The sequence below is a fragment of the Bacillus sp. SJS genome (assembly GCF_000732485.2).
In the GTDB taxonomy this organism is placed as follows: Bacteria; Bacillota; Bacilli; order Bacillales; family Bacillaceae; genus Metabacillus_B; species Metabacillus_B sediminis.
The window spans coordinates 168809-182781 of the sequence record NZ_JAQV02000004.1 but is presented as its reverse complement, the minus strand read 5'-3'; the positions used below and the strand labels follow the sequence as shown (position 1 = coordinate 182781).

The 13973-nt window shown below is 43.5% G+C and carries 15 protein-coding genes; all 15 read left to right on the top strand.

The window, feature by feature from the left end; genetic code table 11:
• Nucleotides 1–14 precede the first annotated feature (14 nt).
• The 15 genes from AS29_RS03055 to AS29_RS02990 all read left to right on the top strand — a co-directional run bounded on the left by AS29_RS03055 (nt 15) and on the right by AS29_RS02990 (nt 13896).
• Nucleotides 15–1055, top strand: a complete 1041-nt coding sequence (locus tag AS29_RS03055) for a type IV pilus twitching motility protein PilT (protein WP_035405334.1) — start codon at nt 15–17, stop codon at nt 1053–1055.
• Entirely contained in the window at nt 1055–2260 is a 1206-nt protein-coding gene (locus AS29_RS03050; RefSeq protein ID WP_035405332.1) for a type II secretion system F family protein, read from the top strand. The genes AS29_RS03055 and AS29_RS03050 overlap by 1 nt, the downstream gene beginning before the upstream one ends.
• Nucleotides 2261–2364: 104 nt before the next feature.
• A complete protein-coding gene (locus tag AS29_RS03045; RefSeq protein ID WP_082883715.1) occupies nt 2365–2826 on the top strand; it encodes a prepilin-type N-terminal cleavage/methylation domain-containing protein in 462 nt (153 codons plus the stop codon).
• A gap of 92 nt (nt 2827–2918) precedes the next feature.
• Nucleotides 2919–3686: a prepilin peptidase gene (locus tag AS29_RS03040; protein WP_035405331.1), complete on the top strand. Its 768-nt coding sequence runs from the start codon at nt 2919–2921 to the stop codon at nt 3684–3686.
• 44 nt (nt 3687–3730) lie between these two features.
• Entirely contained in the window at nt 3731–4738 is a 1008-nt protein-coding gene (pilM, locus tag AS29_RS03035) for a type IV pilus biogenesis protein PilM (RefSeq protein ID WP_051860562.1), read from the top strand.
• A gap of 1 nt (nt 4739) precedes the next feature.
• On the top strand, nt 4740–5363 hold the full coding sequence (locus AS29_RS03030) for a hypothetical protein (RefSeq protein ID WP_035405329.1): 624 nt from the start codon (nt 4740–4742) through the stop codon (nt 5361–5363).
• On the top strand, nt 5347–6165 hold the full coding sequence (locus AS29_RS03025; protein ID WP_035405326.1) for a hypothetical protein: 819 nt from the start codon (nt 5347–5349) through the stop codon (nt 6163–6165). The genes AS29_RS03030 and AS29_RS03025 overlap by 17 nt, the downstream gene beginning before the upstream one ends.
• Before the next feature lie 100 nt (nt 6166–6265).
• Nucleotides 6266–7246, top strand: a complete 981-nt coding sequence (locus AS29_RS03020; RefSeq protein WP_156505848.1) for a hypothetical protein — start codon at nt 6266–6268, stop codon at nt 7244–7246.
• A gap of 130 nt (nt 7247–7376) precedes the next feature.
• Complete coding sequence (locus AS29_RS03015) at nt 7377–8900, top strand: spore germination protein (protein WP_051860561.1); 1524 nt, start codon at nt 7377–7379, stop codon at nt 8898–8900.
• The gene (locus AS29_RS03010; protein WP_035405323.1) at nt 8897–10090 is read left to right on the top strand and encodes a Ger(x)C family spore germination protein; all 1194 of its coding nucleotides are present in this window, start codon (nt 8897–8899) and stop codon (nt 10088–10090) included. Before AS29_RS03015 ends, AS29_RS03010 begins: the two co-directional genes overlap by 4 nt.
• Entirely contained in the window at nt 10080–10238 is a 159-nt protein-coding gene (locus AS29_RS21205; protein ID WP_156505847.1) for a hypothetical protein, read from the top strand. The genes AS29_RS03010 and AS29_RS21205 overlap by 11 nt, the downstream gene beginning before the upstream one ends.
• Before the next feature lie 5 nt (nt 10239–10243).
• Complete coding sequence (locus AS29_RS03005; protein WP_035405321.1) at nt 10244–11344, top strand: GerAB/ArcD/ProY family transporter; 1101 nt, start codon at nt 10244–10246, stop codon at nt 11342–11344.
• A gap of 109 nt (nt 11345–11453) precedes the next feature.
• Complete coding sequence (locus AS29_RS03000; RefSeq protein WP_035405319.1) at nt 11454–12035, top strand: Maf family protein; 582 nt, start codon at nt 11454–11456, stop codon at nt 12033–12035.
• A 33-nt stretch (nt 12036–12068) separates the two neighbouring features.
• Nucleotides 12069–12758 (top strand): RadC family protein, encoded by a 690-nt coding sequence (radC, locus tag AS29_RS02995; protein WP_035405317.1) that lies wholly within the window; start codon nt 12069–12071, stop codon nt 12756–12758.
• A 115-nt stretch (nt 12759–12873) separates the two neighbouring features.
• The gene (locus AS29_RS02990) at nt 12874–13896 is read left to right on the top strand and encodes a rod shape-determining protein (RefSeq protein WP_035405315.1); all 1023 of its coding nucleotides are present in this window, start codon (nt 12874–12876) and stop codon (nt 13894–13896) included.
• Nucleotides 13897–13973 lie beyond the last annotated feature (77 nt).

Here is a 13973-nt window from a genome sequence, read left to right as displayed (position 1 = left end):
AGGTGAAGGCCTAAATGAAAAGTCAAATTGATTCCATTTTAACAACTGCCTACGAACGCCAGGCGTCTGATATTCATTTATCTGTTGGCGTGCCTCCTGTCCTTCGAATAAACGGAGACTTGATTAAAATGGGGGATAAACCGCTAATGCCGGCTGATACGGAAGGCATGGCCAAAGCGATCATTTCGAAAACAAAATGGGCCCTTTTTGAGGAAAAAGGGGAACTGGACTTCTCTTACGGAATTCCCGGTATTTCAAGATTCCGGATCAATGCCTTCAGACAGAGGTCGTGCATCTCTCTTTCCATCCGAATTGTACCAAGAACCATTCCATCGATAGATTCAATGGAATTGCCTCCGATTCTAAAAGATATGGTGGACAAGCCCCACGGACTCTTGCTCGTAACCGGTCCGACAGGGAGCGGCAAGTCTACTACACTTGCAGCCATGATTGATTATATGAATAAAACAATCCGCAAACATATCATCACACTTGAAGATCCGATTGAGTATTTGCACAAGCATCAAAAATGCGTGGTTGAGCAAAGAGAAGTCGGATTTGACACGACTACATTTGCAACAGGGCTAAAAGCTGCATTGCGGCAGGACCCGGATGTGATTCTGGTCGGGGAGCTTCGCGATTTGGAAACCATTCATACAGCGATTACTGCTGCGGAAACCGGGCATCTGGTGCTGGCCACGCTCCATACATCATCGGCATCTACGACCATTGACCGAATGATCGATGTGTTTCCAGCCAATCAGCAGCCGCAAATCCGGCTTCAGATTGCATCTGTGCTGATCGGTGTAGTTTCTCAAAGGCTTTTTCCGACCGCCGATCGTAAAGGAAGAAGAGCGGTAACTGAAATATTATTGAATAATTCAGCTGTTGCCAATCTGATTCGCAATGAAAAAACACATCAAATTCCAAGTGTAATCCAGACAAGCCGGGCACAGGGAATGCATTCGTTTCAAAGCAAGCTCGAAGAATTTGTGAAAAGCGGAATTATTGAAAGGGAAACCGCATTGCCATACATGCAGGGAGCGGTGGAGTAATGGGAAGATATCAATATGAAGGCCGCGATAAAAAAGGCAAAGTGAGCGGGAAACTGACCGCTCCGTCTAAAAGAGAAGCTGTTTTAAAGCTTGGTGAATCAGGAATCCGGGTTACGAAGCTAAACGAAGTACCGGAAACCTTTTTGACTAAGGACATCAGCATCGGGAACCCGGTTAAGCTTCAGGATTTCGTCATTTTTTTGCGTCAATTCTCCACACTTCTGAAAGCGGGAATATCAGTTGTTGACTCTACAAACATTCTCGCAAAGCAAACCGAAAGCAAGGCGCTTCGAAGAGCGCTTGAGCAGATGGAGGAAGATATGAGGTCAGGAAATCCTCTATCTGCCGCATCGTCCAAGCACAGCAAAATATTCTCGGGTATGTTTGTAAATATGATTCGAGCCGGTGAAGCGAGTGGAAACATGGATGAAACGCTTGAAAGGCTTGCTGAACACTATGAAAAACAAAACAGGACAAAGCAGAAAATCCAATCTGCCCTTGCCTATCCGATGGCCGTTGCTGTGGTTGCAGTTGGAGTAGTCATTTTCCTGCTGTTATCTGTTGTGCCTACGTTTGTTACGATGTTTGAAGGGTTTGGGGCAGAGCTTCCTGTTATTACGCAGGTTGTGCTCAATGCCAGTAATTTTATGCAGGTTTACTGGTGGCTATTGCTCATTATATTCGCCCTTTTAACAGCAGCCTTTGTAGTTATGAGGAAAACCCCAGCAACTCGCTACTATCTGGATTTAGTGGCCTTAAAGCTGCCGATTTTCGGGAAAATGATTCAAAAAGCTGTCCTGGCCCGAATGACAAGAACCTTGAGCTCTCTTTTTTCAAGCTCGGTCCCAATTCTGCAAGCTATGGGCATCGTTGAAAAAGTGGTGGAAAATGAAGTGATTTCCAAAGTGATTTTAGAGTCGAGAAAATCATTGGAAAATGGCTTTTCTATAACAGAACCTATGCGAAAACATTGGGCATTCCCTCCGCTTGTAACGCAAATGATTGCTATAGGAGAAGAGACAGGTTCCTTGGATGCTATGTTAGGAAAGGTAGCAGATTTTTATGAGGAAGAAGTTGAAAACAGTACAGATCGCCTGAAATCTATTATAGAACCTTTAATGATTGTTCTTCTTGCTGGAATAGTTGGTACAATTGTCATAGCGATAATAGTCCCGATGTTTGATATTTTTAATCATGTCCAGTAAAAAAATATGTCAAAAATATCTATCGTAATGCCTAAGGGTGTTGTATAATGAATCTAGTAAATTGGGTTAAATTTACTAATTAAAATTAGGGGGAAACCTGAATCATGTTTAAAAAAATGTTTAAGAATCAGCGCGGTTTGACACTGATTGAATTGTTGGCTGTTGTCGTTATTTTAGGAATTATCGCTGCAATTGCGATTCCTGCAGTAGGTGCAATGATAAGTAATTCTAAGAAAGATGCCCATATTGCCAATGCTGAGCAAATTGCTAATGCTGCAAGGATATACATTGCAACGGAAAATAAGGAGATAGACACCACAGGTACATCTATTCCTCTATCAACATTAATTACTGGTGGACATATGGAAGAAATTAAAGATCCAAGTAATAATAAGGATACTTACAATGAAACAGATACAAAAGTATTAGCGAAAAAAGTAGGTGGCGTAGTAAAATTTTATGTGAAACTTGTGAGTACTACAAATCCAGTGAAAACTTACTCAGATCAAACTGGCACTAGTGGTAAAGATGTTAAAGCTATAAGCAGAGGAGAAATTAATCTTTAAATATTATATAACAGTCCTCCCCCGGGAGGACTTATCCATTCTAATTAACTCCCCACCAAAACCCTAAATCCCAACAAGAAGGTGAACCCATCATGATTCTCCCACTCATCATCCATACATATCTCTTTATCCTTGGAGCGGTTCTTGGTTCCTTCTTTAATGTTGTTGGTCTTCGTGTTCCTGAAGGACAATCCATTGTCCGTCCCCGTTCGGCTTGTCCATGCTGCAGTCATCAGCTGTCTCCGAAGGAATTAGTGCCGATTTTCTCCTATTTATTTCAAAAGGGTGCTTGTGCAAACTGCAGAAAATCGATTTCACCTATTTATCCACTGATGGAACTTTTTACGGCTATTCTTTTCACGATATCACCGCTTTTGGTGGGATGGTCAAAGGAATTGACGGTCGCTATAACTCTTATCTCTCTATGCTCGATTATTATGGTATCTGACATCCGCTATATGATCATACCGGATAAAGTGCTGCTTGTTTTTCTCCCGCTTTTACTGATTGAGCGGATTTTTATTCCTCTCCATCCTTGGTGGGATCCGATTGCCGGTATCCTGTTAGGCGTTTTTATCCCGTTCGTCATTATCCTTGCAAGCCGGGGAGGTATGGGAGCGGGGGATATGAAGCTGCTTGGGGTGCTTGGAGCAGGACTTGGATGGAAGCTCGTTCTTCTCGCATTCTTTCTTTCCACGCTTTTTGGGACTGTTGCCGGTTTGTTCGGTATGGCGGCTGGAAAAGTAAAGAGAGGAAAGCCTTTTCCTTTCGGACCATTTATTGTTCTAGGGGCCCTTGTTTCTTATTTCTGGGGTGAAAGATTGATAGACTGGTATGTATCGGTATTCATATTCTTTTAAATTCTCCCGGATTAACCGGGTAATTTTGACAAAGGAGCTTTTGCATGAAACTCTCTCTATTCCGTCCCAGAGCATCTGTTGCCAATTTGCTTTTTACCGACTATTCTATACAATACCTTGAGCTCAAGTCTTTAGATCCTTTGGAAATCAGCGGATTTGGAGAGCACTTTCTTCCGGAAGGGATCATTAGCAACGGCCGGATTCAGGATTATGATAAGCTTTCCCTGATTCTTGAAGAATGCAAGCAGGAATGGTCGCTTAAACGAAAAAAAATTAGATTTATTGTACCGGACTCATTTGTTGTTGTGAAAAAGGTAGAAGTTCCAGATGATATTCTTGAAGATGAGATGAAGGGATATTTATACACAGAGCTTGGAAATAGCATTCATCTCCCTTTTGAAGATCCCATATTTGACGTGCAGATTATCGACCGCTCCGGTAAAAGCAAGGATGTTTATTTGTTTGCTGCTCCAGAAGCAGCGGTTCAGGATTACGTCAGGTTTTTAGATCAGCATCGATTAATGGCTGCAGTGGCCGATATCTCCCCGCTCTGTTTATTTAGACTTCATAACAAATTGCAGGGAAAGCAGCCTGGTTTAGAAAGCAGTCTTCTTATCCAAACCAATATGAAATCAGTGACGTTCTCGATTTTCGAACAGGATGAACTGCTCATGATGAGAAGTCTTCCGATTGCTGTTCAAATTAAGGATTGGGACTGTCAGTATTTATCCGCATCAGGGGAATATTTTAAACTTACCCATAAAACTCAGACCTATGAGGAAGTCTTATCCGTTTTCGAAGACAGTCTGCGTGAGATTGAACGGGTTATGAATTTTTATCAATATACTCTCCATGAGGGCAACCGTAAAATTGATAGAGTCTTCTTGGCGGGTGACCATCCGTTAATAAAGGAGCTGTCAGAAAAAATTACGGCTGCAGCAGGAATGCCTGTTACCAGTATTTTAAGAGAGTCGATTTACACACCATCAAATGAGGCATTGCCCGGGAAATTTGACGTTTTGCTCGGTCTTGCGCTAAAAGAGGTGGAATAGCATGCTTGCAGAAATTAATTTACTGCCTGAAAGAAAGCGTAAAAACTATGCTTCACTTCTGGTAATGGGGCTGCTGGCACTTACAGCTATTTTGTTATTATTGTTTATGCAAAATCAATTCAGCTCGGAAGAAGCTAAGGTTCAGCGTTTAAAACAGGAGGACTTGGCTCTTCAGGAGCAGCTGGCTGTTACAGCTGAGACTGACGGTGCTGGAAGCGGAAGTGCCTTTACCACGCTGGCGAATGCTGTCACTTGGACAGAAGATTATCCGGTTGAATTTGTTCCTATTATGGAGGACCTGAAAGGGAGACTGCCGAATAGCGGCTACTTTCAATCACTTGGATATACAGAAGCGAATAAATTAACCCTTTCTATTCATTTAGAGGAATCCAGAGAAGCCGCATTTTACTTAAACCGTTTAAAAGAGATACCTTATTTTCAAACAGTGAAGCTGACGGAAATGAGTACACAGGAACAGGTCAGCGCGGCAAATGCAGATGAGGAAGAATCAGCTTCACTGAAAACACAAAAGCCATATCTTGCTACGTTTGAATTGGAACTCAATCGGGCGAAGTGGAAAGAAATACAGGAGAAGGGGGAGAAGCAGGATGATTCAGTTCAATAGGAAGCATCTCATTGCTGCTGTCTTATCCCTTGCGATTCTCGGCGGCGCCTACGCTGCTTTTCAATCTCTGATCCTAAGTCCAATCGCCAAACAACAGGAGTCCTATCAAAAAAACATTGCAACTTCTGAAGAACTTTTGTCTCCAACTAGCACGAGTGGAGGAGCGAATACTATTCTTAATCAGTATTCTCTTGCTGAACTGCAGATGGAGGTACCGAATAATCGCTTTGAAGAACAGTTTCTGCTCGATTTAGAAAAAGCTGAAACACTATCAGGGAGCACCGTTAAATCGGCTTTGTTTTCTGATCAGGATTTTACAGATCAAACAGCAGATCAGAAGAAAGAAGAAGAAACGGCCGCTGCCAGTACAGCCGCAGAGGAAGGGACGTCCGGTGCCCCTGCATCAGAAGCGCCGGCAGCTGACGGCAGTTCCCAGGAAGGTTCGGCTGGTGAGCCTGCAGCCGATCTGCCTGCCCTTCCAGCAGGAATGAAAAAAGTATCCATTACGGTTAATTTGGAATCTGAAGACTACAGCGGAGTAAAACGATTTTTAGAAACATTGGAGTCTTTAAAGAGAATCACTCAAATTGAATCAGTAACAATTACGAACACTGAATCGGCTGGTAAGGAAGAAACGGCCGACGTCCCTCTCAAATACGACGTCATCGTCTCCGCCTACTATATGCCGGACCTTGAAGAACTAAAAGACCAGCTGCCTCCATTTCCAAATTCAGATCCCGGCAGTGTTATTGATCCGTTCAAATCGCCATCGGACGAAAACATTGGCGAAACGACCGAATAGTTGGCGAAAACCTTTTCGAACAAGACGACAAATGTCTTGTTTTTTTTTGATTTCGCTGTGCTAGCATGGAGGAAAGTTGCCATATGGGGACGGTGATGGAATGGACAAGCAGCAGAACAAAGGGCGTACCATTAAGATTAAGTTGAATGGTGAACCTGAACGTGGAAAAGACTCCGTCATTCCCTTCACTTCGTGGGAGGAGAATGCTGCAAGAGAAGCTGCCGCATCGGCAGAGCGGGAGAAGGAGGAGTTTCAGTGGATCCTGCCTGATGATGAGGGAGATGTATATGAAGAAGATCCAAAAGTGATCGTTCAGAAGAAGGAGAAGAAAAAGGGTTTTTCTTTCCCTTCGGATACAAAAGGCGTACAGGATCGGCTTTTTCCGATTAAACAATTTTTGTTTACGGTCATCGTAGCGGTCGTTTTGGGAATTTCATTTGGATTTATTGCACTGAATGTCATTTCCAATGATGATATGCCGGCGGCCGCCATGCCGGCAGATGGCGGGACAGATCCGGGTGTTGAGCCGGCACCTTCTCAGTCCGGAGAAAAGCCATCTCCTGCAGCCATTCCGTCCGAAGCGGGCAAGATCGCAACCTATGTTGTCCAAAACGGGAAATTTTCATCGCGTGTCTCAGCTGAGGAGGTAGCAGGTGAGCTGAAGAACAGCGGGTATGCGGCTGTGGTCAAGGAAGAGGGTGGCGCTTTTTTCGTATACGGCGGTGTTGGTTTTTCTAAGGAAGAAACCAGTGCACTGAGCAAAGTCTTACAGGAGAAACAGGTGGAAGCATGGGGGGGCAAACAGACAGAGTGGCCGGTATCCGGCACAGGGAATTCGTCGGAAGCACTGAAAAAAGCGGCAGGCAGTTTATCAGCTATATCCTTTCAGGTCATTTCGGGAGGAAAACCTGAAGCAGACCAAATTAAGGCGGCATCAGATGGCATTAACCGTGTGAAAGAGGATTCGGCTTTGAAGAAAAATCTGTTATCCGCGGCTAAACAGCTTTCCATGGATTCATCTTCTGCAAGCGGCTGGAAAGCCCAGCAATTTATTTTGGACGGGCTGAATGCGGGGAAATGAATGAAGAGGACACTTCAAATGGGGAGTGTTCTTTTTTTTTTGCCTTCAGCGAGAGGGTGTGAATCGTGAATAAGGAAAAATTTGTGAAGCATACTGAGGACATCAAGCTTTTTGGAGAGGAGCGGTTCCATTGCTGCGTTCTAAAAGTAAAAGAGACCGGATTAAAGAATTGGAAGAAAAGCGATTGGGCTGGGCTGCTCTTCCAATTGCGGAAAGAATGGCTGAAAACGAGGCGGTCATTTCAGGTTTGTTCGGAAAAAGTGATGATCTTGTCATCCAGTCTTATCCCCGGGAATCGTTCTCTTTTATGGTGGTTTACCTTGAAAATATGGCAGATCGCAAGCAAATTGAAGAATTTATCGTGTCTCCTATTTTGAATCAGGTACAGGAAGGCGTTCCTGCAAAGAAAGGCTGGATCCAGAATACGGTAAGCACTTCGGCTGGATTAAAGACCGCTGTTCATTTTGCAGATGTGGCCGATCTCATCATAAGAGGCGGGGTTGCCCTATTTATGGACGGGCAATCCTTTGCATATACAATCCCTTTAACCTCCTGGAAGAGCCGGACCATTGAAGAGCCTCAGTCTCAAACGATGGTTCGCGGACCGCGTGAAGGTTTTGTGGAGATGATTGCGGATAACATCCCCCTTTTGAGAAGAAGGATATCGACCCCGATGCTTTACTTTGAATCATTAAAGGCAGGGAAAATTACGCAAACGAAAATCGTAATAGGGTATATTGAAGGGCTAGTAGATAAAAAGGTTTTGAACCATATCCGTTCAAAATTGTCGATGCTTGAAACGGATAAATTATTTGAAACAGGCATGCTCGAGGAACTGCTTAAAGAAAATAAATTAACCCCTTTTCCTGTTTTTTTATCTACGGAGAGGCCTGACGTGGCAGCCTCTGCTCTTACGGAGGGGAAAGTCATCATTATGATGGAGGGAACCCCATTTTGTATTATTGCCCCCGCTACCTTTTGGGCTTTTTTTCAGGCGGCCGAGGATTATTACCAAAATTATGATATCGCTTCTCTCGTCCGTATTATCAGACTGATTGCCTATGCGATCGGACTCGCTTTTCCTGCTGCTTACATAGCTGTAACTACATTTCATCAAGAGCTCATTCCTTCAGAACTCCTGATTAGTCTTGCTGCTCAACGGGAAGGGGTGCCATTTCCGGCATTTGTAGAAGCCCTGTTAATGGAGGTTATTTTTGAAATTCTCCGTGAGGCTGGAGTCCGGATGCCGAGACCGGTCGGGTCTGCAGTTTCAATCGTTGGAGCAATTGTAATCGGTGAGTCGGCCGTTGCGGCAGGACTAGTTTCACCGGCCATTGTCATCGTGGTTTCTTTAACTGCGATATCCAGCTTCGTGGCTCCATATTATTCTTTCTCAGGAGCAAGCAGGCTGCTGCGCTTTTTATTAATGGTCATTGCTGCGACGCTTGGAATTTATGGAATGATCATTTTTTTTATTGCATTAGTCATTCATTTAGCCTCCCTTACTTCAGCAGGGGTCCCATATTTTCAGCCATTTGCTCCCTTCAGTTTGGATCAGCAGAAGGATGGCTTTTTAAGGATGCCGCTGTGGATGACAAATACAAAACTGTATAAGCGGATTCAAAAGAAACAGGAGAGCGGGGGATCAGCATGAAGAAATGGCCGCTCATTATATCGCTCCTCCTTCTGCTCACCTCCTGCGGAAGGATTGAGCTGAATGAACTGATTATCGTGTCAGGCCTTGGATTTGATGTGAGTCCGGAAGGGATGAGCATGTCGATTCAGCTTGTTAATCCTGGTGCGACCGCTAAATCTAAAGGCGCTACTGAATCCGGAGGCGCAGGCGGAGCTGTTTACACTTACACAATCAGCGGCAGTTCCATAACGGAGATCATGGAGAAGGCACGGAATATGTTTTCGAGAAAAATTTACTTTGCCCATCTTTCCGTTATTTTAATTGGAGAGGAATTTGCGAAAAGCAAAGGATTGCTGCCAATTTTGGATTATTTGGAAAGGTTCTATCAAATAAGAGACAACGTCAATGTTTTTGTAGCGAAGGAGAGTACTGCAAAGGAACTATTCTCTGTTTATATTCCCATTCAAAATATGCCCTCTCTTTCCATAGCCAGAAGAATTGATGTATACGGCGGCAGCATGGGGCTGCAGAAGGGAGTGGAGCTGCAGGATATTATCCGCTGGAATTACGGGGGATATACGGAGCCGGTTATACCGGGAATCAAAAAAAAGATCCCTGAAGCGGATGCGGCTCAAACGGCAGTGCTGGATGACATTGATGGGAACCAGAAGATGTTTGAAATGACCGGATTTGCTTACTTTAATGATGATAAGCTGGCAGGATGGTTTACTCCCGGCGAATCGAGAGGGTGGGCCTTTCTCGGTAATAACGTGGATGGGTTTGAAACGACCGTGGAGTGCCCTGGATATCCTGATGAAATAATCGGCGTCAAATTTAAAGAAACAAAGGGAAAGCTGGAAAATATTTCAGCAGATCCTCTGTCTTATAAAGCTACTTTGTCAGCTGCTGCGGAGGTTCAGGAGGTTACATGTCCGATTGCTCTTGAAAATGGAGCGCAGATTAAGCAAATTGAAAAAAAAGCAGAGGAAAAGCTTCAGCGGGAAATGCAGCAAGCTTTTCAAACAGCAGTAAAAAATAATGTTGATATGCTTGGTCTCCGACAGCTGCTTTATGAAAACCGCTATTCTGAATGGGAAAAAATAAAAGACCAATGGGATAAAAAATTTAAAATGGCCCAGCTTGATACTTCTGCCGATATAACCATTCAGCAAACGGGCCTGAGGTTGAAAAGTGTCTATGAAAAATAAAAGATATACGCTGACACTTACTGGTTTTTGGGTGATTACAGCAAGCTACGGGGTGCTTTCCTTTTTTCATGTTGATGTCTTTCCAATCGATGATTGGATTATTTTTGTCATGGATCCTTTATACAGACTGATGTTTGGAGGGAGCTAATCATTATGAATCATGTTATTTCCAAGCAGCAGCTGTTTTTATTGGTCATCAGCTTTGTAACAGGCAGCTCCATTTTAATGGCTCCCGGTTTAACGGCTACATTTGCAAAAAATGAAGCATGGGTTTCAACCGTCACAGCCAGTGTGATGGGGCTGCTTCTGAATTTCCTGCTTATATGGCTTATGAAGAAATACCATTATGCTTCTATTTTCGAAATTACTGAAAAGATTTTGGGAAAAGTTATGAGCTACTTTGTGAATGGGCTGATTATTTTTTATGCCCTGAATCTGGCCGCGTATATTGTGAGGAATTTAAGTAATTTTATGACAACATCTATCAGCCCGGAGAGCAGTCCAGCTAGTTTTCAGGTGCTAATTCTGCTGATTGTCATATACTCCGTTTTCTTCGGATTGAATAACCTGGCCAGAGTTAATGAATTTATTACACCAATTACGCTGTTTTTGCTTGCAGCTTCTCTTGCTTTGGTTCTTAATCAGTTTGAATTTTCTAATCTCAAACCGTTTTTCTCAAGAGGGGTTATGCCTGTGTGGCACGGCGCATACACGATTCTTGGCTTTCCTTTTATCGAAATTATTATCATGTCTTCCTTTTTTACGTATGTTTCTAATAAAAAAGGGCTGGGCAGAACTTATTTAGCTGCAATGTTAATAGGGGGTGTGGTTCTTGCCTTAACGGTATTAATGAGCATTGCGATACAAGGCTATGACCTGGTAATCCGCCAAACGTATTCTACATTTGAGCTGATGAGGGATATTACAATAGTAAGGCTGTTTGAGCGAGTAGAGGTTTTAATTGGAGTTTTTTGGATTTTTGGGATATTTGTGAAAATTACATGCTGCCTCCAGGCGGCTCTACTTGGTTTTAAAGCGCTGACTAAGCATACTACCTACAGGCCGTTTATTATCCCAGCAGCACTTTTCGTTTGGATTATGTCCAATCAGGTGCATTTAAATATCGTAGATTTTAATAATTTCGTACTGAAATACTGGACTTTATGGTGGTTTGCGTTATATGTGCTTTTTGTCATATTCCTTGCCGCGGGTCTTCTTCTCGGCAAGCATAAGAGCTTTCATAAGAACAGCTGAAAGTGAGTTTTTTAAGAATGAAATCTCTTTTTGAAAAATTGTGCTTCTTCTATCCTTTTGATACGATACACCTGTATCTCCCTATGAATCATGAAAGGATGGACGGCATATGCACGCACATCTCCAACAGCACCTTATATTAGCTTCCGGTTCTCCTAGAAGGAAAGAACTGCTTGAAAGTCTGAACATCCCTTTTAACGTGATGATTACGGATGTAGACGAAACGATAGAGCCTGGACAGTCTCCAGAGGATGCTGTCATGCAATTAGCGCGCAGGAAAGCATGGCATTCGGCAAACTCTTTTCCAGACTCCTTTGTATTGGCTGCGGACACCATTGTCGTCTTGGACGGTCAAATTCTCGGAAAGCCAGAAAACGAGCAGGAAGCAGTAAGAACTCTCGGTCTGCTGTCTGGAAAAAGCCATCACGTATTGACGGGTGTCTCTATTTTTAAAGGCAAAAAGGAAAGAAGCTTCTATGTTTCGACGGAAGTGACCTTCTGGGAATTGTCAGGCGAAGAAATCAAAACGTATGCAGAAACCGGTGAACCGCTCGATAAGGCAGGTTCCTATGGAATTCAGGGTCTCGGAAAGGCCTTTGTTAAAGAGATCAGAGGAGATTATTTTTCTGTGGTGGGTCTGCCGGTTTCAAGAGTTATTAGGGAATTGAGAGAGATAGGATTTACGATTTAGACAGATGAGCGCTTTAGGGGACAGGAGGAACCAATGAATGTACCGCTGCTGAAAATCCGTGATTTCCCCGCAGAAGAAAGACCGAGAGAGAGACTTTTGAATGATGGGCCTGGCAGTCTTTCAAATCAGGAGCTGATCGCCATTCTATTAAGGACAGGCTCGAGCAGTGAGTCTGTTCTTCAGCTATCCTCAAGGCTGCTTTCTCATTTTGAAGGTTTGCGGCTGCTAAAGGATGCATCGATCGAAGAAATGACTGCTATATCCGGAATTGGACAAGCGAAAGCTGTTCAAATAATGGCAGCCATGGAGCTCGGAAGAAGAATTCTGCAGCTTTCAAGCGAGGACCGTTATGTTATTCGATCTCCGCAGGATGGCGCGAATTACGTAATGGAAGAAATGAGATTCCTGACACAGGAGCACTTTGTTTGTCTTTATCTCAACACAAAGAACCACGTCATCCACAAACACACCGTTTTCATCGGAAGTCTGAACGCATCGATTGTTCATCCGAGAGAAGTTTTTAAAGAAGCGTTCAGAAGATCCGCAGCTTCTTTTATCTGTATCCACAACCATCCCTCCGGAGACCCGTCTCCAAGCCGAGAAGACATCGAAGTTACGAAAAGATTATCAGAATGCGGGAAGATGATTGGAATTGAATTACTAGATCATTTAATCATCGGGGACAGAAAATTTATCAGCTTGAAGGAAAAAGGGTATTTGTAAACTGAAATTCACTTTTTTTTTTGACGATTTACGTTATAATAAGGTTTATGAGTTTTTTCGTTAAGGTTCATCCTTATTACAAAAAGTGATTCGTTTCAGAAAGGGAGATACATGAATGTTTGGAATTGGTACTAGAGACCTTGGGATAGATTTGGGTACAGCAAATACCCTGGTGTTCGTGAAAGGCAGAGGAATCGTTCTCCGTGAACCTTCTGTTGTTGCAATGCAAACAGATACCAAGTCCATTGTTGCTGTTGGAAATGATGCTAAAAATATGATCGGACGTACACCTGGAAATGTCGTGGCACTCCGTCCTATGAAAGATGGCGTTATTGCAGATTACGAGACGACTGCTACAATGATGAAATATTACATAAAACAAGCGACGAAAAACAAAAGTCTTTTTTCAAGAAAGCCTTACGTAATGGTTTGTGTGCCATCAGGCATTACGGCTGTTGAAGAACGAGCTGTTATTGATGCAACAAGACAAGCTGGCGCACGTGATGCGTATACGATTGAAGAGCCATTCGCAGCTGCAATCGGTTCAAACCTGCCTGTCTGGGAACCGACAGGAAGCATGGTTGTGGATATCGGCGGGGGAACGACGGAAGTCGCCATTATTTCCCTTGGCGGAATCGTAACAAGCCAATCAATCCGTGTGGCAGGCGATGAAATGGATGATGCGATCATCAACTACATCCGCAAAACGTACAACCTTATGATTGGTGACCGGACAGCGGAAGCGATTAAAATGGAAGTTGGATCTGCCGGTACTCCTGAAGATGTCGAGAATATGGAAATCCGCGGCCGTGACTTGCTTACCGGATTGCCGAAAACAATTGAAATTACAGCTAAAGAGATAGCAGAGGCTCTTCGTGACACGGTTTATACGATCGTTGATACGGTTAAAAACACGCTGGAAAAAACTCCGCCGGAACTTGCTGCAGACATTATGGACCGCGGAATTGTCCTGACCGGGGGCGGAGCACTGCTGCGCAACCTGGATAAAGTAATTAGCGAAGAAACGAATATGCCTGTACTGATTGCTGAAAATCCACTGGACTGTGTGGCAATTGGAACAGGAAAAGCGCTAGAACATATTCACCTATTTAAAGGGAAAACAAAAAACCTCCGTTAATTTTTTTCGGGCGCACTTAAAGCTGAATGCTGATTTAGGCACTGTGCTGATTAAAATGATCGGTGCGGTACAGCAGC